The following is a 21544-nucleotide window of genomic DNA, read 5'->3' as shown; positions in this document are numbered from 1 at the left end:
GGCATCCACCCGAGGGAATCGACCGATGCTGATACCGCGCATCAGCCCTCTGCCTTTGCAACGCCTTGACGGTCTTCTTGGACATGCCTACGAGTGACGGCCGTGCAGATCGTCGCGCTCGACGAGTAGAGCGTCGACCGCGGGCACGTCCATCGCTTCGGCCTCCAAAATTGCGGATGCCGTCTGAGATCGCGATTCGGCCGCGGCGGTGGTCAGGTCGACAACGATCTCGCGCCATCGCAGGAGAAAGACCGGTTCGTCGAGGCGGCGGCGGCGCATCCAGGACGTCACCTCATCGTTCGACTTGCTCGCGTTGCACGAGCGGCACGCGGGAACGACGTTGTCGAGCGTGTAGCGACCCCCTCGTGAAATCGGCAGCACGCAGTCGCGTTGCAGGGCGACGCCCTCGGCTCCGCAATAGGCGCAGACACTCCACGCATCGAGGATCGCGAACCACTCAGCATCCGTCAGATCACTTCCCGACGCCGCCACGCGCTTCACGCGCCGACGTTGCGCACGCGCGCGTCGAGACCCGCCCGTATTGGCCATAACGCGAGCGTACCGAGTGCGTGCTCAGCCGACCGCGAGGCGCTGCGCGCCGACGCCGACAACGTAGGAGATCGCGCCCACACAGATGAGCAGAAGCGTGAGGGTCACCAGCGCGAGTGCCAGACCGTCGGGGGCAAGCTCTTCATCGTGGGCGATCGACCGATGGGCGGTGCTGTATCGGCGAGCGGAGACGATGTATGCCGAGGCCGCCGTCGCGATTCCGACGATCCCGAGCACGGCAGCGAACGCTCCGATGCTCTCGCTCCCGAAGCGCACGATGACGGCACTTGCGACGGCCAGGGCAAGACACGTCCGGCGCCAGGCAAGCAGAGTCCGTTCGGGCTGAAGACCCGGATCGGCCGGGGCGCCGGAGGAGCTCACCAGAAGTAGCCGAGGGTCAGGAGGATCACGGCGAGCACGACCCCGATGACGATGACGAGTCCGACACTCGGTGCGGGCAAGGCCGCGTTCCGCCGCATCGACCGCTCAACCCGGTACCACCCCACCCACGCCTGGATGGCGGCGAGCACGCCGAGCACGATGAACACCAGCGCTGAGGCCAGTCGAAACCCCGGCGAGATCGGCACCTGCAGCGCCTCGAGCGCGACCCCCGACGCGAGCAGCGCCAACGACGTGCGCACCCACGCGAGGAAGGTGCGCTCGTTCGCCAGGCTGAACCGAGGGTCGGGCTCCGCCCCTTCTGAGTAGAGCGAGCGCGGAAATCGTGAGCTCATTGCGACAGGTTACTGCCGCGGCCTACAACCCACGTGCCTCGCGCACGAGCTGCGCATACACCCCGGCGCTGGGCTTCGCGATTCGCTCGAAGGTCTCGAGATCGACGGAGTGCAGGCCGAGCTTGGGGCCGTAGCCGAAGATCCACTCGAAGTTGTCCATGAGCGTCCAGTGGCAATAGCCGAGCACCGGCACGCCGTCGACGATCGCCTGCGCGAGGCCGACGAGCGATGGTGCGATGAAGTCGGCACGGATGCTGTCATTCGGCGTACTCACCCCGTGTTCGCTGACAAGCACAGGCACACCGCTGACGTCATGCGCGTAGACGACGGCTCCGCGGAGCGAATCAGGGTCCACCGCGGTGCCCATGCCATTGACAACTGCGCCCTCCGGAGCCGGAAGGAGGCCGTCCGGACCGTAGTGCAGGCGCTCATAGTTCTGGACGCCGACGAAGTCGTCATCCGCCGCGAGGCTCAGCCAGTAGTCGTAAACCTCTGCGCGCTTGCGTGCGACCAGATCTTCGCCGCCGGGGACAGCGACGTCGTCGCACATCGCGAGCGAGAGTCCGACGGGCAGATCGGCCCGACGCTCCTTGATCGCGGCTTTGCCCATGATGTGAGCGGCGGTCATACCGGCGCGCATGCCGGCGAAGTCTTCGTGCAGCATGACGTTGCCCGCGCGGTAGCGCTCGACACCGGCCTCGCGCTCCGCCGCCTCGAGGGTTGCCCGCTCGAGGTCGGCCACGAAGTCAGGGAGCCCCGACCAGGTCAGCATCTCGGGCAGGTCGGGCTCGTTGAAGGTGACGGCGAGACGGATGCGGTCGCCGAAGCGGTCCATGATGACACCGCAGTACCGAGCGAAGAGCGCCGGGGCCTCGGCATCCAGCCAGGCCCCGCGCGAGGCGAACCAGTGCGGCGAGGTGAAGTGGTTGAACGTCACGATCGGAGCGAGGCCGCGGGCGAGGCATCCGTCAATCAACGCTTCGTAGTGCGCGAGCGCCTCATCGGAGAACTCCCCCTCGACCGGTTCGACGCGCGCCCACTCGACCGAGAAGCGGTAGGAGTTGAGGTTCATCCCTGCGACCAGGTCGAGGTCGGATTCCCACAGTTCCCAGCCGTTCGTCGCCTTGCCCGAGCGAGCCTGAAAGACGGTCGGCGTCACGTTCTCGAGAAACCAGGTGTCGCTCGTGACGTTGTCACCCTCGTTCTGGTGGCCGGCGGTGGCGACTCCCCACAGGAAGTCGGCGGGGAAGGATGCTGAAGGCATGAGTGGTCCTCTCTGAACTCCTCACTATCCTCTCACACTTGTTCATTCAGTGAAAGCGTGTTTCACTAGGAGCAGGCACCAGTGCGGGTATGTTAGGCCCTCGCTAACGAACGACCGAGTGGATCCGAATGGCCAAACGGCCCGATGCCCCCCACTCTGTAAACGAAGGGTCGCACCCGATTGCGATTCACTGACACCGAAGTCCGCAGCAGCAAACCGATCACAGGAGATCAGGATGTCTCGAAAAACCACCGCCCGCGGAGCCGCCGTCGTCGCGGCTTTCGCAGTTTCAGCGCTCACGCTCGCCGCGTGCAGCGGATCCGGCACCGACGGAGGCGGAAGCGGCGAACCCGCTGACGCCTCGGTGCTCGTCATCGGACTCGACTCCGACCAGGCAGCCCTCGGCTACGACCCACTGCGTTACGGATCCGGTCAGCGCATGTTCTTCGAGGGGATCTACGACTCCCTCTTCCTCCTCGACGCAGACGGTCAGGTTGTTCCCGACCTCGTCACCAACTTCGAGTACAACGAAGACCAGACCCAGCTCACCCTCGACCTCGACACATCGGCGACCTTCGCCGATGGCTCGACCGTCACCGCCGACCTGGTCAAAGAGAACCTCGACTTCCGCGGAGACCCCGACCTGTCGGCCTACAGCGGCTTCGCCGAGGGTGGCGAGCAGGAAATCTCCGACGTCGCCGTCGTGGATGAAGACACCGTCACGCTGACCTTCGCCGCTCCCCAGCCGGGGTTCGAGGCGAACCTCGTGCTGCCCGCCGGTGCGATCGTCGGCCCGGCAGGCGTCGCCGACCGCAGCAGCCTGGATGCCGCCGCCGACGGCTCCGGCCCCCTCGAGGTCGATGGTGAGGCCACGATCAAGGGCAACTCTTACCTCCTCGTGAAGAAGGCCGACCACCCCGACGTGGACGGCTACCCCTTCGAGTCGTACGAGTTCCGCCCGATCCTTGACCCGGTTGCCCGTGTCAACGCGGCGATTTCCGGTGAGGTCGACACGGCCTTCATCACCTCCGCCACCCAGGCGCAGGCCGAGTCCGGCGGGGTCGGTGTGGTCGCCAACGGCGGGGTCATCCAGAACCTGCTGCCGTTCGACAAGAACGGATCGCTGGCGCCCCAGTGGGGCGACCCCCGCGTCTGGAACGCGCTGTCCATCGCCATCGACCGGGAGACGTATGTCGCCGCCATCCACCCGGGTGACATCCCGACCGCGAACGTGCTTCCCGCGGACAGCCCCGGCTACATCCCTGAACTCGAGGAAGAATTCGCATACGACCCCGAGGCCGCAAAAGAACTGCTGGCCGAGGCCGGCTACCCCGACGGGTTCTCCTTCGAGGTCGTGATCACAGCCGGGAGTCAGCGGGACTGGGAGGCGATCCAGCCGTACTTCGCCGAAATCGGCGTCGACGTCGCCCTGAAGAATGCGTCGTCCACAGAGGAAGCGTTCGCCTCCGTCCAGACCACACCCATGGGTGGCCCGATCGCTCTCACCTGGACCAACCCTCCGGGGAACGTGTTCGGGGTGCTGTTCGGCTTCGCGAACTTCCACGGTGCGGAAAACCCCGCGATCCAGGGCGCCGCAGGCGCTTACGGTGCCGCATCGGGTGCTGGTGATGAGGACGCGCAGGCGGCTGCCCTCACCGACCTCAACCGCGCGATCGCCGAGTCCGGCTGGCTGATCCCGCTGTTCGAGCAGCTCTCGCCGTGGGCCTACAACCAGTCGGTGATCGACGAGCCGACCTTCCCCGGTACGGATTCGTTCCCGATCCTCTCGACGTTCACACCGGCGTCCTGATCACAGTGGTCCCGGTGCCGACAGGGTAACGTCGGCACCGGGACACCGGGAGTAATGATGCTCACCTTCATCGTGAAGAGGGTCGCGTTCGCGATCCTCACCTTGTTCGTCGCCACCTTTCTTGCGTTCGTTCTCGTCCACTTGTCAGGCTCCACGCCCGGTGGTGTCGCACTTGGCCAAGCCGGTACACCCGAGCAGATCTACGAGTACAACGTGAGCGTGGGCTGGTTCGACCCCTGGGTCATCCAGTACGGCAACTGGGTCGCTCAGGTTCTGCAGGGCAACCTGGGCGTCTCCCTGATCGACGGCCGCGACATCGCCGACGACATCTCCAAGCGCCTTCCGGTGACGGCGGCACTCGCCGTCTTCGGAACCTTGCTCAGTGCAATCCTCGGCATCGTCATGGGCGTCACCGCCGCTGTCCGCGGCGGCGCGGTTGACCGCTTCATCACGGTGCTCTCCGGCATCCTTCTTTCGCTGCCCGCCTTCTGGGTGGGCGTGCTGCTCGTCTATGTCTTCGCGGTCCAGCTGCGGCTACTCCCCGCGACCGGCTTCGTTCCCTTCGACGTGAATCCCGAGGCGTGGGCGCGGTCGCTGGTTCTGCCGGTCATCACCATCGCGCTGACGTCGATGGCCGGTATCGCCCGGCAAACGAGAGCATCGATGGCAGAGACCCTCACTCAAGAGCACATGCGCACGTTGCGCGCCGTCGGAACTCCGACGCAGCGCATCATCTACGTTCACGCGTTGCGCGGAGCCAGCCTGCCGATCCTCGCGAGCGTCGCGATTCAGTTCATCATCCTGTTCGGCGGCTCGGTCATCATCGAGGTGCTCTTCGCGCTTCCCGGGATCGGCCAGGCAATGCAGGTGGCTACCGGATCGGCCGATCTGCCGTTCGTGCAGGCCCTCGTCCTCGTGGCGACGTTCGTCGTCGTCCTCGTGAATCTGGCGCTGGAGTTCCTCACCCGCACCCTCGACCCGAAACTGCGTGCGTCATGACCGTCTCGACCACCTCTATCCTTCAGCAGCGATCTCGTCCCCCACGGCGCATCCGCGGCCGCGTCTTCCGCTCACCCACCGCGATCATCGCGCTCGTGTGGCTGGTGGGACTGGTCATCGCTTCGCTCACGGGACCGCTCTGGCTGCGCTACGGCCCGCTTGAGCAAGACCTCTCGGCAGTGTTGCAAGGCCCATCCGCGGCCCACATTCTCGGCACCGACGAACTCGGCCGAGACATGCTCTCGCGCATCATCACCGCGGCCGCACCGACCCTGCTCATCGCGCTGATCACCCCGATCGTGGCGATCCTGATCACGGTGCCCATCACCCTCTGGGCCGCACGGCGCGAGCGTGCCGAGACCGTCGTCAACCGCATAAGCGAGATCGTGCTGTCGCTCCCCGGAACCGTCATCATCCTGGCGTTCATCGCGGCCGTGGGAACCAACATGCCACTCGTGATGGCCGCGTTCGGTGTTCTCGTCTTCGGCGCGATGTACAAGGTCTTCTTCGGTCAGGCCAAGTCTCTCCACAAGCAGCTCTACGTCGAGGCGGCGGCCGTCGACGGTGTCCGCCCGATGGTGGCCAGCATCCGTCACGTTTTGCCGAACATGTCCACAACCGTCATCGTGCAGTTCGTGCTGCTGTTCGGCGCGGCGATCGGGTTGCAGGCCGGCCTTGCCTTCATCGGCCTCGGTGCACAGCCGCCCGAGCCGACGTGGGGTGGCATGATCCAGACCGCGTCGAGCTTCATCTTCCAGCAGCCGTGGCTGATGATCCCGACCGGTGCGGTGCTGGCGCTGACGATCATCGCGGCCAACTCACTGGCGGACGTCCTCGCCGGCGGAACGGCCATGCCCCCACCGCTCGTGTCGATCCGCCGCAAGAAGAAGCCGACGGATGCCGAGGTCCCGGCGGCCTCGAATGTTTCGACGGGCGCGGCGGCAGCATCCGTTGCCCTCGCTTCTGATGCCCCTGCCTCTGATGCCGCACTGACGGCGCCCGGCGAGTTGGTCATCCGGGATCTCGTGATCGGCGTCGATGACGGACCGGCCCTCGTGACCGGCGTGTCGATGCGCGTGCGTCCGGGCACCGTGATGGGCCTGGTCGGTGAGTCCGGCTGTGGCAAGAGCGTCACCTCCTACTCCCTCCTCGGCCTGCTCTCACCGGGACTCTCGGTCCGCTCCGGAGTCATCAGCTGGGGCGGTGTCGACCTCGCCCGAGCCGACGAGAAGACGCTCGCGAAGGTCCGCGGCCACGAGATCGCCTACATCTCGCAAGAGCCCACGCGCGCCCTCGACCCGATGTTCACGATCAGCTGGCAGCTCGCTGCCGCGGTGAAGAGGTTGCGCGGTGTGCGCGGATCCGAGGCGAAGCGCATCGCGGGAGAGCTTCTCACCGACGTGGGCATCATCGACGTACCGCGTGTGCTGAAGAGCTACCCGCACCAGATCTCGGGCGGAATGGCACAGCGCGTCGCGATCGCTCTCGCGCTCGCAGGTACCCCGAAGCTGCTGATCGCCGACGAGCCCACGACGGCGCTGGATGTCACGGTGCAGGCCGAGATTCTCGGGCTGCTTCGCGGGCTCATCGCCGACCGGGGAATGTCGATCATCCTCGTCACTCACGACCTCGGCGTTGTGGCCGATCTCTGCGATGAGGTGTCGGTGATGTACGCCGGCCAGATCGTCGAGACCGGGTCGGTGCGCGATGTCCTTGTCCGACCCGAGCACCCGTACACGATGGCGCTGCTCGCGGCTGACCCGCACGCGATCCTCGACTTCGAGGGCACGACCCGGCTCGCATCGATCCCCGGTCAGGTTCCGCTCCCGGGTTCAATGACGAGCGGATGCCGCTTCGCAGACCGCTGCCGGTTCGCGCGCGACGAATGCCTGGGTGAAGTGCCGCTCATGCCCCGTATAGCCGGCGATGGCGGTGTTCGCTGTGTTCGACGTGACGAGGTACAGGGGCGTCAAGACGAATGGCGTCTGCCCGTGACCACGCTGGGGGAGGAACGATGACCGAGACATCGGCATCCGCGACAACGGAGGCGACTCCACTGCTCGAGGTCCGCAACCTCGTCGTTCGGTTCGCCAAGGCAGGCGCTCCGGCCGTCGACGACGTGTCATTCACCATCTCGCGCGGCGAAACGATGGGTCTGGTCGGCGAGTCAGGTTCAGGCAAGACCACCATCGGCCGTGCGATCCTGGGCTTGCAGCCCGTGACGAGCGGGCAGATCCTGTTCGAGGGTCGCGACATCACGCGCGCTGGCGCGAAAGAACGTCGGGGGCTTCAGGGCGATCTGAGGGCCGTGTTCCAAGACCCGTTCTCGTCGCTGAACCCGCGGAGGCCGATCGCTGACGCCCTCACCGAGCCGCTCCGGGTCGCGGGGGTGTCGAAGGCCGAGCGCGATCGCCGCGCGACGAAGGTGCTTCAGGCCGTGGGTCTTCCGTCGAACTCGGGGGAGCGGTATCCGCGTCAGTTCTCGGGCGGTCAGCGTCAGCGCATCGCGATTGCACGTGCGCTCGTGACCGATCCGCGGCTGGTGGTCTGTGACGAAGCGGTCAGCGCCCTTGACCTCTCAACCCAGGCGCAGGTGCTCAACCTGCTCGCCGACCTGCGGGCGGGGAGAGACCTCGGCTACCTTTTCATTGCGCACGACATGGCGGTCGTGGAGTTCCTCGCCCAGCGCGTGATCGTCCTCAATCGGGGTCGCATCATGGAGCAGGGGCTCACGACCGAGGTCATGAACAACCCCCAGCATCAGTACACGCGGGTGCTCATGGCGGCGTCCCCGGTGCCCGACCCCGATGAGCAGGCTCGACGCCGCGACATTTGGAAGGCACTGCGTGCCGAGGCGAAGGCTCAAGCCCCCGCAGCGTGAACTCCGCGCGGCTCAGTGGAAAGTCGCGTTCACGAGCGGCGACAGGTTCTGCGCCGTCTCGCGGAATCGCGTGACCATCGGATTCTGTGAGTCACTGAGGCTGCACAGCACGATCGTGGCTGGTTCGATGTCGGTGATCGGGACGTAGGCGAGCTCGTCGCGACGGTAGTGCTGGCTCGCCGACTGGCCCGCAATGTTAACTCCAGCCCCTGCAGCGACCAACTCGAGCAGGCCCTCTACGGAGTCGGCGGTCGGTCCGCGTTTGGGTCGTGAGCCGTCGGGACGAGGGTCGACGATCCACCAATTCACGACCTCGACGGGGCCGTTCGCCACCGACACGAACATCTGCTCGGCCGTCTCGAGGATCGAGATCTCGTCACGTGTCGCGAGCGGGTGGTCTGCGCGCACCACCAGCACGCGCGGCTCACGCCAGAGCGGTTCAGCGCGCACGCGCGGGGGCAGTTGCATCGGCCACGGCGCGAAGACCACGTCGACTCGCCCGGCCTCGAGCTCGTCGGCGACGTCGAAGAAGCCGAGCCGGCGCATCTCAATGCGTGCCTGGGGGATCGCCTGCATAGTGGCGGCGATGGCAGCAGTCGTCAGGCTTCCGGCCCCGGCCGCGACGACCCCCACTCGCAGCATCGGTGCGTCGCGCTCACGGCGGATCGATCTGCCCCAACTCAACAGCTGATCATGGTCGTCCTGCACGCGGCGGGCGAAGGGCAACAGGTCACGCCCGTACGCAGTGAGCTCAACCTTGCGCGGGCTTCGGTCGAAGAGCTTCACATCGAGCTGCTGCTCGAGCCGGCTGATCTGCTGGCTCAGCGACGGAGGCGTGATCGAGAGCCGTTCGGCGGCGCGACCGAAGTGCAGCTCTTCGGCGAGCACGCAGAAATACCGGATCACGTGGATAGGAACATCCATGCCCGAATCTTAGCTTGAGGCTAACGCCGGGTAGGTAGCTCGAACTGGTTTAGCCCGCCCGGCGCGCACAGACTTGACACATCAGGAGTGAAACCCGGAATGACCCGACACTCCTCGTGCCTCACGGCACCCGCACACTTACAAGGAGGTAAGCATGACTACTTTTCCCGCTTCTGACCCCGACAAGGTTCCGTTCGCCGGCATCCTTCCCGCCGCTCCCAAGCCGTTCCTGCTCGCTAACGGTGAGGGCGAGAAGTCCCTCGTCTTCGACCAGCTGTTCTCGATCCTGTTGTCGGCTGACGAGACCGACGACCAGTACGGTGCGTTCACGATGGTCGGCCCTAAGGGTGACCGCATCCCGGCGCACAAGCACTTCAAGACGCATGAGATCTTTTACGTCGTCGACGGTGAGATCAGCATCTGGATGGATGACGAGGCTGACTACCACACCAAGTCCACGTTGACCACGGGCGACTTCGCGTTCATCCCGGCCAACATCGTGCACGCGTTCCAGATCCACAACACGACGAAGGTGTTCGGCGTGGGCACGGCAGGTTTCGAGCGGTTCTTCCACGCGATGGGTCAGCAGACCGACATGACCTCACCGCAGGGCGTCTACGTTCCCGACTACCCGACGATGCGCGCCGCGGGTGAGAAGTACTGGACGCAGTTCATGCCCGAGTTCCAGTTCCGCGACTGAGGTGCCCTCGCTCCTCGAGATCGATGTCGTCCAGCCGGCCGGATTCCGGCCGCTCTCACTCGATCTGCGTACGCCCGAAGCTGCGGGTGCACCCCTCGTCGTGTTCCTCCACGGCGGGGGGTGGCTGCGCGGAAGCCGCAAGGTGTTCACCCCCGGCATCAGCGACGAGCAGTCGTTCGACCGCATCGTGGCCGCGGGGTTCGCGGTCGCCTCGTGCGAGTACCGACTGAGTGGTGAAGCGCACTTTCCGGCGCAGCTGGACGACGTGGATGCCGCGATCGACTGGCTGCAGCGGCACGGCGGTGAGCATGGGGTGGATGCTTCACGCCTCGTGCTCTGGGGTGTTTCCGCGGGTGCGACCCTCGCTGCATTGACCGGCCTTCGCCGCACGGATGTGCGCGGTGTCGTCGATTGGTTCGGTCCGGCCGACCTGTTCACCATGGCTGAGCACAACATGGGGGAGGTCCCCGCAGATACACGGGAGGCCCGTTGGCTGGGCGCCCCTGCGGCAGACCTGCAGGGTGCCGCGCGTCTGGCTTCGCCCGCACTTCAGGTCCACTCCGGAGCGCCGCCGTTCCACATCTCGCACGGCACCGCCGACGAGCATGTGCCGTTCGCCCAGAGCGAGGCGCTCGCCGCTGCGTTGAGCGCAGCCGGAGTCGACGTCGAGCTCCACCCCGTCGAGGGTGGCAAACACTTCTGGCAAGGCCTGGAGAACACCGACCCGGTCTTTGACCGCGCGATTGACTTCGTCTCGCGCGTGACCCGCGAACCCGCACACCTGATTGGATGACCATCATCGACGCAAGAATGATCGCCCCGCAGCATCCGACCGAATCGGCACCGCTCCTGCGGCGCGAGTTCGCCCTCGACGCCGGACACGGCTTCGTCGAACGCGCCACCTTGCGCACCAGTGCGCTGGGCCTGGTCGAGGCGTGGGTGAACGGCATCCCGTCGTCTGACGAGCTGCTCGCACCGGGCTGGACGAGCTACGAATGGCGCGTGCGCCTCGTCGAGCATGATGTGACGGATGCTGTCGCCGAACGCACCGTGATCGCGCTGCGTCTCGGCAATGGGTGGTACCGCGGCTGGCTCGGGTTCACCGGTGAGCGTGCGGTCTACGGTGACGAACGCGCGGGCTACGCCGAGCTCGAGATCACCTTCGCCGACGGCCATGTCCAGATCGTCGTCACGGACGATAGCTGGCGGGCGAGCACAGGTGAGGTGCTGGCCGACGATCTCTACAACGGGCAGACGATCGACGCGCGCCTGCGCGGCACCGGGTGGCAGCATCCTGACTTCGACGACTCGACATGGGATGCCGTGCGCGCCGTCGAACTCGACGCCGGGCGCCTGGCTCCCAATGTCGCTCCACCGGTGCGTCGCCTCGGCGAGTTCGCCGTGCAGAAGCACTGGACCTCTCCCTCGGGCAAGACCCTTGTCGACTTCGGGCAGAATCTCGTGGGGTTCGTCCGTGTGCACGTCGCGGGTCCCGCCGGCACCGAGGTCGTGCTCCGTCACGCCGAAGTGCTCGAGCATGATGAGCTCGGTACGCGGCCGCTGCGCCGGGCAGAGGCCACCGACCGTCTCATCCTCAGTGGAGGGGATGACGTCTTCGAGCCGACTCTGACGTTCCACGGCTTCCGCTACGCGGAGGTCACCGGCTGGCCGGGTGAGTTCGACCCGTCCGCATTGGCCGCGGTCGTCGTGGGTTCCGAGATTCGTACGATCGGGTCGTTCGAGTGTTCGAACCCCGAGCTCAATCAGCTGCACAGCAACGTTCTCTGGGGCATGCGCGGCAACTTTCTGAGCGTGCCGACGGACTGCCCGCAGCGCGACGAGCGCCTTGGCTGGACGGGTGATCTGGCGGTCTTTGCGCCGACGGCGGCTTTCCTCGGCGATGTCGAGTCGTTCCTCGCCGACTGGCTCGTCGATGTCGAGCTCGAACGACGGGCCTCTCCTACCGGCGCGGTCTCGGTTGTCGTCCCGGACGCACTGAAGTACCTCGACACCGGCTTCCCCACACCGGGGGCGACGGCCGTCTGGGGCGATGCCGCGGTGTGGGTGCCCTGGGCGCTGTGGACCGCGTACGGCAACGAGCAGACTCTCCGCGACGCGTACCCGCTCATGTCCGCGCACACCCGCTCGGTCGCCGGTGCGCTCTCACCGAGTGGCCTCTGGGACACCGGCTTCCAGTTCGGCGACTGGCTCGACCCGGATGCTCCGGCCGATGACCCCGGCAAATCCAAGGCGCCGTCCGGCGTTGTCGCAACAGCGTGCGCCTTCCGCACCGCATCGCTCATGGTGCAGACCGCAGAGCTTCTCGGCGAGCAGGCGGATGCGACGGAGTTTGCCGTGCTCCGTGACCGGGTGGGCGGGGCGTTCCGTGAGCACTATGTGCATGACGGCCTTGTCGAGAGCGACAGCGCCACCGCCTACGCGCTCGCAATCGTCTTCGGGTTGCTTGACGACGCCGATCGCCAGAAGGCCGGTGACCGGCTCGCCGAGCTCGTCCGCGCCGCGGGCCACCGCATCAGCACAGGCTTCGCCGGGACACCCTTCGTGAACGATGCGCTCGCCACCACCGGCCACCTCGACGATGCCTACGCGCTGCTCCTCCAGCGCGACGCCCCGTCGTGGTTGTACGCGGTGACCATGGGCGCCACGACGATCTGGGAGCGGTGGGACTCGATGCTTCCCGACGGCTCGATCAACCCCGGCGAGATGACCTCGTTCAACCACTACGCCTTCGGCGCTGTGGCCGACTGGATGCATCGCTCCGTCGCGGGTATCGCTCCACTCGAGGCTGGTTACCGCCGCATCCTGGTGGCGCCGCAGCCGGGCGGAGGCCTGACCTGGGCGCAGGCGAACCTCGACACTCCGCACGGTCTTGCTGCCGTGCGCTGGGACATCGAGGGTGCGGAACTGCGCGTCGAGGTCACCGTGCCCGAGGGCTCTGAGGCGGTGCTGCGGCTGCCCGGCCGCGACGACGAGACCGTGGCGCCCGGCATCCATGTACGCACCCTCGCGATCAACCCCGATGGAGAATCCCTTGTCTGACACCTATGACGTCACGCTTGAAGCGGGCGGCTTCGACTTCCGCGTGCGGGTGTACCCCGCCGACACTCCGAACGGCTCCGCTCTCGTCTGGCTGCACGGCGGTGCGTTCATGTTCGGGACCCTCGACATGCCCGAGGCCGATCAGGTCGGACGCCGACTCAGCGCGCTGGGCACCACCGTGATCTCGGTCGACTACACGCTCGCGCCGTTGGACGGGCTGTCCGCGCTCGGGCCGCCTCCGGAGGGCGCCGACGCGCCCTCGCCCGAGCAGATGCGCGCCGAGATCGAGGCGGCCGGTCCGCGCTCGCGCTTTCCCGTCGCCTCGCTGCAGACGGTCGCCGCGTTCGACTGGGCCGTCGAAAACGCCGCGCAGCTTGGCGCTCTCCCGACCCGCATCGCGCTCGGTGGCGCCAGTGCCGGAGGCAATCTCTCGACCGGGGCGACCATGCGGCTGCGCGATCGCGGTACGTCCATGCCGAGCGTGCTCGCGCTGGTGTACCCGTCGCTCCACGATGGAATCGTTCCGGCCAACGCCGAGCTGACCGAGCTGCTCAAGGGTGTTCCCGCCTTGCGGATCTTCACTCCCGACTCTCGCGACGGGATCAACCGCAACTACCTGCCCGACGGCGACGACCCTCACGGCTATGCGTTCCCCGGCGGTCATGACGTGGCGGGATTCCCGCCCGTGCTCATGGTCAACGCCGAGCTCGACAGCCTGCGAGCCTCGGGCGAGGCCTTCGCTTCGGAAATGGCCCTGGCCAGTGTCGACGTACACGTCGTTCGCCAGCGCGGAGCGATGCACGGCTACCTCAACGAGATCGGGCATCCGGCCTCGGAGCGCACACTGACGCTCATCGGCAACGCGGTTGCGGGACGTTGAGCGGCAGCATCCGTTCACGAAGTCCGCAGGTTCGTGCAGATCTGCGAATTCCGGAGGCTGCGACCCGGCGGAAAAGCGCGTCAGGTCGAGCGCAGCAACCGCGAGATGTCGTCGGCGGTCGCGCGCAGGCGCGTGAGCAGCGGCCCACGCAGGGCTTCGACATCATGGCGGGACGACGCGACGGCGATGTTGATCGCGGCCGCGGGTTTACGCGCATCACGTCCGAACACCGGCACAGAGACCGACCTCAGGCCGGCGGCGACCTCTTGATCCTGCAGCGAGTACCCCTGCTCGCGAATCACCGCAAGGCGTTCGCGCAGCTCGTCGAGCGAAGAGGCGGCGTTGGGTCCGGCATCCGCCCCGAAGTCATGGTTCGAGAGCGCCGTCGCCAGCTCCGAGTCGCTGAGGTACGCGAGCAGCAACTTGCCCATAGACGTATAGGCGGCGGGCAGCGTCGAGCCGACCTGGATGTTCGCGGTCACGAGGTCGGAGTTGCGCAGCCGCGCGAGGTAGAGCACTTGGTCGCCCACGAGCACGCCGAGGTTGACCGTCTCGCCCGACTCTTCGGCAAGGTGTCGCAGCGGCTGTTCGCTCAGCTGCACGATGCTCGAACCACGGAGCGCGGCAGACCCGAGCAGCAGCACCGAGACGCCGGGGCGGATGCTTCCGTCCGGAAGTCGTTCGAGATACCCGCCCTCTTCGAGGGTAGCCACGACGCGAAAGGCCGTCGGCATCGGGATGCCGGTGCGATCGCAGATCTCGCGAAGCTTCAGTGAGGTCGTCGACTCGTCGAAGAGCCGCAGGACGTCGAGCCCCTTCGCGAGGGCCTCGATGCGGTAGCGGCTCCCCGTCTTGGGCACGGCGGCATCGGTCTGGTCCTCACCGTCGGCAGTGGTATCGGCTTTCATCGTGTGAAACCTACCACTCACTCCACGCGGAACACACGCAGCTGCAGGGCGAGCGTCGCGTAGTATCCGACGAGGGTGGTCAGTTCGAAGATCACCTCGGTGCCGAGGGCGACGGATGCCTCCGCCCACACCGCATCGTCCAGATCGCCGTTCAGCAATTGGATCGTTACCGCGGCGACCACCGCCTCGTCGCCATCGAAAGCGGACGAGTCGCCGCCCCGGAGCGTTGCGAGTTCGCTCTCGGTGAGCCCAGCCGCGGCCCCCACTGCTTCGTGCGCTTCCCGCTCGAACGCGCTGTCCCAGTGCGCGGAGACGAGCAGGATCGCGATCTCGCGCGCACGATCGCTCAACGCTCCGCTGTACCTGATCGCGGAGCCGACACTCTGGAGCACTCCGCCCAGTTCGGGGGCGAGCAGGAAGGCATTGAATGGCCCACGCAAGGAGCCGTCAGCGCGAGTGAGCGCAAAGTGTTGCGGGCCTTGCGCGCGCCGTCCACCCGCAATCGCGTCATAAAGCTCGCGCTTCACGCCCGTGAGTTCGTCCGGCGGGAACGGACGCAGTCGATCGCTCATGAGGGTTCTTTCCGGTGAATCTGCGACGGGCATTTGACGTTTGGTTGGATTCAGCATACATTCAATAGACGAAACACGCTTTCATTCAATGAACAGATTCGGAAGAAGTGTCATGGCAGACACCCCTCGCACCACCGCCGACTGGCTGGGCCTCGATGGCGCTCGCGTCCTCATCGCCGGAGCTGGCGGAATCGGGGGTGCCTGTGCCCTCGCATATGCCCGGGCCGGAGCATCCGTCACCGTCGTCGACCGCGATCAGAGCGCCCTCGACGCGATCGCCGCAGAGTTCGACGCGATCGGCGCTCGCTACGAGCTGATCCAGGCTGACCTCACGGTGCACGGCGAGGGCGCACGCGTGGTTACTGAGGCGATCGAGAAGCTCGGCGGACTCGAAGTGCTGCTTCACGCGGTCGGCATCAACGACCGTCGTCCGATCCTCGAGTTCACCGAAGACGAGTGGGACCACATCCTGCAGGTCAACCTGTCGTCGGTCTTCGGGCTCGCGCAGGCCGCGGGCCGCCACATGGTCGCCCAGGGCCACGGTCGGGTACTCGCGCTCTCGAGCGTCTCGGGCCTGCTCGCTCATCACTCGCACGGGCCGTACGCGGCATCGAAGGGCGGCATCAACCAGCTGCTTCGCGTGATGGCGCGCGAGTGGGCGTCGTCGGGTGTGACGGTGAACGCTCTTGCTCCCGGTTACATCGAGACCCCGCTCACGGCGGGCGAACTCGCCAAGCCCGGCAAACGAGCCGACCTCGAGAGCCTGGTTCCGGCCGGGCGACTCGGTACCCCCGACGAGCTGACCGGACCCGCGCTGTTTCTGTCATCACGCCACGCCGGCTTCATCACCGGCCACGTGATGTACATCGACGGCGGACGCACGCTGGTCTAAAGACTGAACTGACGAAGGAGACGCCCGCATGAGCGACAACAACCCCCAGATCTTCCCCCGGTTCGCCGGCAAGACCGTGCTCGTCACCGGTGCCGGCACCGGCTTCGGTGCCGAGATCGCCGTCCGTGCCGCGCAGGAAGGCGCCAAGGTCGCCGTCCACTACCGGTCGTCGAAGGCGGGTGCGGAGGCAACCCTCGAGCGCATCCGCGAGGCCGGCAGCGACGGCATCCTCGTGCAGGCCGACATCGGCTCGTGGGATCAGATCAAGAACATGGCCGACGAGGTGTGGGCCGCGCTCGGCACGCTCGACGTGCTCGTCAACAACGTCGGCGATGTCTCGAGCGAGCAGATGAACTGGGACGAACTGACCCAGGAGGCCCTCGACGCGGTCATCGACATCGACGTCAAGGGCACGCTGCTCATGACCCACGAATTCGGCGAGCGCATGCTGCAGCAGGGCCATGGCAATATCGTCCAGGTCGGATCGACCGTGATCGTTCGCGGCTCGGCCCGCGCGCCCCAGTACGCCGCGGCGAAGTACGCGATCCTCGGCATCACGAAGTCCTACGCCAAGGCGTTCGCGCCGTCGGTGCGCGTCAACACCTTCGCACCGGGCTTCATGGAAACCGAGCGTCTGCTGAACCGTGAGGACTGGAAGGGTGGGCGCCGCGAAATGCTCATCTCGCAGACGCCGATGGGCGTCATCCCGCCGCCCGAGTTCGTCGCCGGAGCCTGCCTATGGCTCGCGACCGATGAAGCAGCACACCTCACGGGTGGGTACATGCTCGCCGATGGCGGATTCAACATGGTCGGCGCGTAAGCGCCCGGCCCCTCATAACGACACACACCAGGAGAGAAGAACAATGAAGCTCATCACTTTCGACGACGCTCGCGTCGGTCGCCTCGAACTCGAGGAGAACCTCGTCATCGAACTCGACGTGCCCTCGACCCGCGAATACTTCGAACTCGAGGGCAAGGTCGCCGAGACGGGCGAGCGCCTCGCGTACAGCGACGTTCGTCTGCGCGCCCCCATCGTGCCCAAGAAGTTCTTCCACACCGCCGGAAACTTCGCGGCTCACCACGAAGAGCTCGAAGCCGTCGACTGGTCGCACCCGGTGCACAAGGGCATCGTGTTCTTCCAGAACATCGACGCGATCATCGGCCCGGACGACGAGATCGTCTACCCCGACCAGCTCACCCGAGAGATGGACTACGAACTCGAGATGCTCGCCGTCATCGGCAAGCCCGGCAAGTTCTTCAGCCCCGAGGATGCGGTCGAGCACATCGCCGGCTTCACCATCTTCAACGACATCTCGGCACGCGACATCCAGCGCAAGGAGATGGAATCCGGGGTGTTCTCGTTCTCGAAGGCGATCGACACGTTCTGCCCGATCGGCCCCTACATCGTGACGATCGACGAAGTGCCCGACTACCAGAACCTCGCGATGGAGCTGCGCGTCAACGGGGATGTTCGTCAGAAGGGCAACACGAACGAGATGATCGTCACGCTGCCCCACCTCATCTCGTACCACTCGCCGCAGATCTTCAGCGCGGGTGACCTGATCAGCACCGGCACGATTCGCGGAGTCGCGGCGATCCAGCCGAACCCGTTCGACTTCTACCTCAAGCCGGGCGACGTCGTCGAGGCAGAGATCCAAGGCCTCGGAGTCCTTCGCAACAAGGTCATCAGCTGGGAAGAGCGCTACGGCGAGCCCGCTCCGCAGCGCGTGGACTGGTAGGCCTGACCTGTGAAGATCGCGAACCTTGCGGGGCGTGCGGTGCTGGTGACCGAGGCCGGTGCGCTCGATGTGGCCGAGGCGTCGGGTGGCCGGTTCGGGTTTGACCCGCAGGCGTTGTTCGAAGACTGGGCTGCGTTCGCGCAGTGGGCATCGAGTGAGGGGGCGGATGCTGCGGCTGAAGCATCCGTCGGCTTCGAAGCTTCTGCGCTCCGCGCACCCGTCCCGCGCCCGCGTCAGGTGTTCGCGATCGGCCTGAATTATGCCGAGCACGCGGCCGAGGCCGGCTACCCGCCGGATTCGATGCCTGTGACGTTCACGAAGTTTCCGTCGTCGATCGTCGGCCCCGATGTCGTCGTCAAACTGCCCGAGGGCAATGTCGACTGGGAGGTCGAGCTCGTCGTCGTCATCGGGCGCGAAGCTTTTCAGGTCGACCGAGGGGATGCCTGGGACTATGTCGCAGGCCTCACGATCGGGCAGGACCTGTCGGAGCGCATCACGCAGATGCAGGGGTCTGCCCCACAGTTCAGCCTCGGCAAGTCGTTTCCGGGTTTCGGTCCGACCGGTCCGTGGCTCGTCACGCCCGATGAATTTGGCGACAAGGACGACCTCGCGATCGCGTGTTCGCTCTCGGACGAGAGTATGCAGTCTTCCCGCACGTCGATGATGCTGTACGACGTGCCGGAACTGCTCATGCGACTCTCAGCTGTTTGCCCGCTTCTGCCGGGCGACATCGTCTTCTCAGGCACTCCGTCGGGCATCGGCAACCGCCGTACCCCCCAGCGGTTCATCGGTCCCGACGATGTGCTGGTCAGCGAGATCGAGGGCATCGGCGTGCTCACGACCCGGTTCCGCTAGACCGATGCGCCGTGAAAGATCCGAGAGATCGACATGACGCCCCGCGACCTGCGCGTTGAGTACCTGGAAGCCCCGATCGGGATCGGGACGCGGCATCCGCGATTCTCGTGGATCGTCGATCACGCGCAGGATGCGCACCAGCTCGAAGTGAAGAGTGCCGGTGTCCCAGGCTGGGACACCGGAGTCGTCGAGAGCGCCGAAACATCGCTGATCGAGTACGCGGGCGAGGCGCTCACCTCGAACACGGCGTACTCCTGGCGGGCGCGCAGTCGCTCTGGCGACGGGTGGACGGCCTGGGCTGAGTCGACGTTCGAGACGGCGCTGATGGATGCTTCCGACTGGGTCGCCGCGTGGGTCGAGCCGTCTCAGCAGGACGCCGTGATCGAGCGGTGGAGCATGCTCGATTGGATCCGCGGTCTCGGCCCCGACACCCCTCCCGAAGATCGACTGCGGCCACCGCAGCTCCTGCGACAGTCCTTCGAGGTGCGTGGCGGACTGACGCGAGCCCGCCTGTACGCGACTGCCCGAGGGGTGTACTCCGCGTTCGTGAACGGCGAGCGTGCGGACGACCAGGTGCTCGCGCCCGGATCTGACTCCTACGAGCACCGCATCTCGGTGCAGTCCTACGATCTGACCGCTGCGCTCGCCGAAGGCGAGAACGTGCTGGGCATCGCACTCGCCGATGGGTGGTGGGCAGGACGCCTCGGGCTCACCGGCTCGAGTGCCCAGTTCGGCACGCGGACCTCCGCGATCTGGCAGCTACACCTCGACTACGCCGACGGGTCGACCGAGGTGGTCGCCTCAGGCGCCGACGTCCGCAGCACAGTCGGCCCCTGGGTCTACGCTGACCTCTTCGTCGGCGAGAACTACGACGCGCGCACGGTGCAGAGCGGGTGGGACAGGCCCGGTTTCGACGACGGCGATTGGATGGCGGTCGCCGAAGTCAGCTATGACCACAGCGTGCTCCGGCCCTTCGCGGGTGAGCCGATTCGGCGCGTGCGGGAACTGCCTGCGCTCTCGGTGACCGAGACAGGCAACGGCGTGATCGTCGACTTCGGCCAGGTGATCGCGGGTCGCGTGCGTCTGCGCCTGCGCGACACGGTTCCCGGTCAGCGCGTGGTGATCGAGCACACCGAGACGCTCGCCGCGGACGGCACGTGGTTCGACAACATCGTCGGCATCAACAAGGAGCAGACCGACGTGTTCGTGAGCGCTGGGCAAGACTCCGAGTGGGAGCCCGAGTTCACGTTTCACGGCTTCCGCTACGCACGAGTCGCCGGGCTCTCGCGGTCGCTGACGGCCGACGACATCGTCGCCGTGGTGATCGCGAGCGATCTCGAGCAGACCGGGGGGTTCGAAGCATCCGACCCCCGCCTTGACCGCCTGCATCAGAACGTGGTCTGGAGCCAGCGCGGCAACTTCCTCTCGGTGCCGACCGACTGCCCGCAGCGCGAAAAGGTGGGCTGGACCGGCGACATCCAGGCGTTCGTCGGAGCCGCCGCGAACAACGCCCAGGTCGTGCCGTTCCTTTCGCGCTGGCTCGAGAACCTCCGCGCCGATCAGCTGCCCGACGGGCGCATTCCGATCTTCTCGCCGCGCTCGCCCTTCGATGCTGCGGCCGCCGCGAACGCGCACGGCATCGGATCGATCGTCGCCGCTGCGGGGTGGAGCGACGCGATCGCGACGGTGCCGTGGGTGCTCTACGAGCGCTCCGGCGATCGCCGCGTGCTGGAGGACAACTACGAAGCGATGATCCGCTGGATCGAGTACCAAGCGACGGCGGCCGCCGAATTGCCGTCGTCGCTCGTCGACGTCGAGCTGTCGGATGAGCGAAAAGCCGCGCAGGCGCTGCTCTACAACTCAGGTCTCCACTTCGGCGATTGGTTGACCCCGAGCACGATGGAGCAGGGACCCCTGCACGAGGCGATCATGATCGCGCCGGCCCTTACGGGCGAGCTCATTGCGCCGATGTTCCAGGCCCAAACACTGACGATCGCCGCGCGCATCGCTACGGCTCTGAAAAGAGAAGCGGATGCTGCGGCCCTCGCCGCTCGCGCCGCCCAGGTGCGCGAAGCATTCACCTCGGAGTATGTCGGTGCGGACGGCGATCTGCCGGTGCGCCTCCAGGGTGTCTACGTACTCGCGCTCGCGTTCGACATGGTGCCTGTCGATCTGCGACCGACGACCGCGGCGCGGCTCGTCGACCTCGTCCAGAAGCGCGGTGACCGCCTCGACACGGGGTTTCTCTCGACGCCGTACCTGCTTGATGTTCTCTGCGACAACGGTTACCCCGAGGTCGCGCGCGGGTTGCTTTGGCAGTCCGAGATGCCGTCCTGGCTGTACGAAGTCGATCACGGTGCGACGACGATGTGGGAGGCCTGGGACTCCATCGCGCCGGACGGCACCATCCGCCCGATGTCACTCAACCACTACGCGCCGGGCAGTGTCGATGACTGGCTGTATCGCCGCGTCGCGGGCATCCGCTCCACCTCGGCCGGGTATCGCACTGCGGTGATCGAGCCCGACTTCGACATCGGCGTAGACCGGGTGAGTGCGCATGTGGGCACTCCGCATGGCCGGTTGGCCGTGGAGTGGGAGAAGACGGTGGATGCAGCATCCGTCACGGTTACGGTGCCCTTCGGTGTGACCGCGACTCTTCGCGCCGGGGCGCACGAGGTCGCTCTCGATCCCGGAGTGAGCACCCACACGCTGGCTGTGTGAGCAGGGAAGTACCGCGTTCGCGTGAGCAACCGAGCCGAAGTCTTGACAGGATCGGC

General features: G+C 66.4%; 20 protein-coding genes. 13 read left to right on the top strand and 7 right to left on the bottom strand.

The window, feature by feature from the left end:
• Window positions 1–87: 87 nt before the first annotated feature.
• The 4 genes from LG299_RS09320 to LG299_RS09305 are packed head-to-tail and all read right to left on the bottom strand — an operon-like array spanning window position 88 to window position 2547.
• Window positions 88–549, bottom strand: coding sequence for an HNH endonuclease (locus LG299_RS09320; protein ID WP_404429498.1), 462 nt, complete (start codon window positions 547–549; stop codon window positions 88–90).
• A 24-nt stretch (window positions 550–573) separates the two neighbouring features.
• Window positions 574–930, bottom strand: coding sequence for a DUF202 domain-containing protein (locus LG299_RS09315; RefSeq protein ID WP_404429496.1), 357 nt, complete (start codon window positions 928–930; stop codon window positions 574–576).
• Window positions 927–1283 (bottom strand): YidH family protein, encoded by a 357-nt coding sequence (locus LG299_RS09310; protein WP_404429494.1) that lies wholly within the window; start codon window positions 1281–1283, stop codon window positions 927–929. Before LG299_RS09310 ends, LG299_RS09315 begins: the two co-directional genes overlap by 4 nt.
• 22 nt (window positions 1284–1305) lie before the next feature.
• Window positions 1306–2547 (bottom strand): glycoside hydrolase family 1 protein, encoded by a 1242-nt coding sequence (locus LG299_RS09305; protein ID WP_404429492.1) that lies wholly within the window; start codon window positions 2545–2547, stop codon window positions 1306–1308.
• Between the two features lie 235 nt (window positions 2548–2782).
• Here LG299_RS09305 and LG299_RS09300 point away from each other — a divergent pair, with 235 nt between their 5' ends.
• The 4 genes from LG299_RS09300 to LG299_RS09285 are packed head-to-tail and all read left to right on the top strand — an operon-like array spanning window position 2783 to window position 8237.
• Window positions 2783–4357, top strand: coding sequence for an ABC transporter substrate-binding protein (locus LG299_RS09300; protein WP_404429490.1), 1575 nt, complete (start codon window positions 2783–2785; stop codon window positions 4355–4357).
• A 57-nt stretch (window positions 4358–4414) separates the two neighbouring features.
• On the top strand, window positions 4415–5356 hold the full coding sequence (locus LG299_RS09295) for an ABC transporter permease (RefSeq protein WP_404429488.1): 942 nt from the start codon (window positions 4415–4417) through the stop codon (window positions 5354–5356).
• Window positions 5353–7374, top strand: coding sequence for a dipeptide/oligopeptide/nickel ABC transporter permease/ATP-binding protein (locus tag LG299_RS09290; protein WP_404429486.1), 2022 nt, complete (start codon window positions 5353–5355; stop codon window positions 7372–7374). Before LG299_RS09295 ends, LG299_RS09290 begins: the two co-directional genes overlap by 4 nt.
• Window positions 7371–8237: an ATP-binding cassette domain-containing protein gene (locus LG299_RS09285; protein ID WP_404429484.1), complete on the top strand. Its 867-nt coding sequence runs from the start codon at window positions 7371–7373 to the stop codon at window positions 8235–8237. Before LG299_RS09290 ends, LG299_RS09285 begins: the two co-directional genes overlap by 4 nt.
• A 12-nt stretch (window positions 8238–8249) precedes the next feature.
• On the opposite strand, the gene LG299_RS09280 is transcribed toward LG299_RS09285, so the two are convergent.
• A complete protein-coding gene (locus LG299_RS09280; protein ID WP_404429482.1) occupies window positions 8250–9161 on the bottom strand; it encodes a LysR family transcriptional regulator in 912 nt (303 codons plus the stop codon).
• Window positions 9162–9315: 154 nt separating this feature from the next.
• Between LG299_RS09280 and LG299_RS09275 the strand changes: the two genes are divergently transcribed.
• Genes LG299_RS09275 through LG299_RS09260 form a run of 4 tightly spaced genes read left to right on the top strand, consistent with a single transcriptional unit; the run spans window position 9316 to window position 13801 of the window.
• Window positions 9316–9861 (top strand): quercetin 2,3-dioxygenase, encoded by a 546-nt coding sequence (locus LG299_RS09275; protein WP_404429480.1) that lies wholly within the window; start codon window positions 9316–9318, stop codon window positions 9859–9861.
• 1 nt (window position 9862) lies between these two features.
• Window positions 9863–10654: an alpha/beta hydrolase fold domain-containing protein gene (locus LG299_RS09270; protein ID WP_404429478.1), complete on the top strand. Its 792-nt coding sequence runs from the start codon at window positions 9863–9865 to the stop codon at window positions 10652–10654.
• Entirely contained in the window at window positions 10651–12921 is a 2271-nt protein-coding gene (locus LG299_RS09265; RefSeq protein ID WP_404429476.1) for a family 78 glycoside hydrolase catalytic domain, read from the top strand. Before LG299_RS09270 ends, LG299_RS09265 begins: the two co-directional genes overlap by 4 nt.
• The gene (locus tag LG299_RS09260; protein ID WP_404429474.1) at window positions 12914–13801 is read left to right on the top strand and encodes an alpha/beta hydrolase; all 888 of its coding nucleotides are present in this window, start codon (window positions 12914–12916) and stop codon (window positions 13799–13801) included. Before LG299_RS09265 ends, LG299_RS09260 begins: the two co-directional genes overlap by 8 nt.
• An 80-nt stretch (window positions 13802–13881) precedes the next feature.
• On the opposite strand, the gene LG299_RS09255 is transcribed toward LG299_RS09260, so the two are convergent.
• Window positions 13882–14709 carry an IclR family transcriptional regulator gene (locus LG299_RS09255; RefSeq protein WP_404429472.1) on the bottom strand — a complete coding sequence of 276 codons (828 nt, stop codon included), beginning with the start codon at window positions 14707–14709 and terminating at the stop codon, window positions 13882–13884.
• A gap of 17 nt (window positions 14710–14726) precedes the next feature.
• The gene (locus LG299_RS09250) at window positions 14727–15281 is read right to left on the bottom strand and encodes a carboxymuconolactone decarboxylase family protein (protein ID WP_404429470.1); all 555 of its coding nucleotides are present in this window, start codon (window positions 15279–15281) and stop codon (window positions 14727–14729) included.
• A 112-nt stretch (window positions 15282–15393) separates the two neighbouring features.
• On the opposite strand from LG299_RS09250, the gene LG299_RS09245 reads away from it, so the two are divergent.
• The 5 genes from LG299_RS09245 to LG299_RS09225 are packed head-to-tail and all read left to right on the top strand — an operon-like array spanning window position 15394 to window position 21488.
• On the top strand, window positions 15394–16173 hold the full coding sequence (locus LG299_RS09245; RefSeq protein WP_404429468.1) for an SDR family NAD(P)-dependent oxidoreductase: 780 nt from the start codon (window positions 15394–15396) through the stop codon (window positions 16171–16173).
• A 28-nt stretch (window positions 16174–16201) separates the two neighbouring features.
• Window positions 16202–16993 carry an SDR family NAD(P)-dependent oxidoreductase gene (locus tag LG299_RS09240; protein WP_404429466.1) on the top strand — a complete coding sequence of 264 codons (792 nt, stop codon included), beginning with the start codon at window positions 16202–16204 and terminating at the stop codon, window positions 16991–16993.
• Window positions 16994–17036: 43 nt separating this feature from the next.
• Window positions 17037–17912, top strand: coding sequence for a fumarylacetoacetate hydrolase family protein (locus tag LG299_RS09235; protein ID WP_404429464.1), 876 nt, complete (start codon window positions 17037–17039; stop codon window positions 17910–17912).
• A 9-nt stretch (window positions 17913–17921) separates the two neighbouring features.
• Window positions 17922–18767, top strand: coding sequence for a fumarylacetoacetate hydrolase family protein (locus LG299_RS09230; RefSeq protein ID WP_404429462.1), 846 nt, complete (start codon window positions 17922–17924; stop codon window positions 18765–18767).
• A gap of 33 nt (window positions 18768–18800) precedes the next feature.
• The gene (locus tag LG299_RS09225) at window positions 18801–21488 is read left to right on the top strand and encodes a family 78 glycoside hydrolase catalytic domain (protein ID WP_404429460.1); all 2688 of its coding nucleotides are present in this window, start codon (window positions 18801–18803) and stop codon (window positions 21486–21488) included.
• Window positions 21489–21544: the final 56 nt, after the last annotated feature.

Origin of the sequence: Microbacterium lacus, from assembly GCF_044794305.1 — a bacterium.
Lineage (GTDB): Bacteria > Actinomycetota > Actinomycetes > Actinomycetales > Microbacteriaceae > Microbacterium > Microbacterium lacus_B.
Note: the sequence above shows the minus strand (reverse complement) of the source record. Positions and strands in the feature narration are given on the sequence as shown.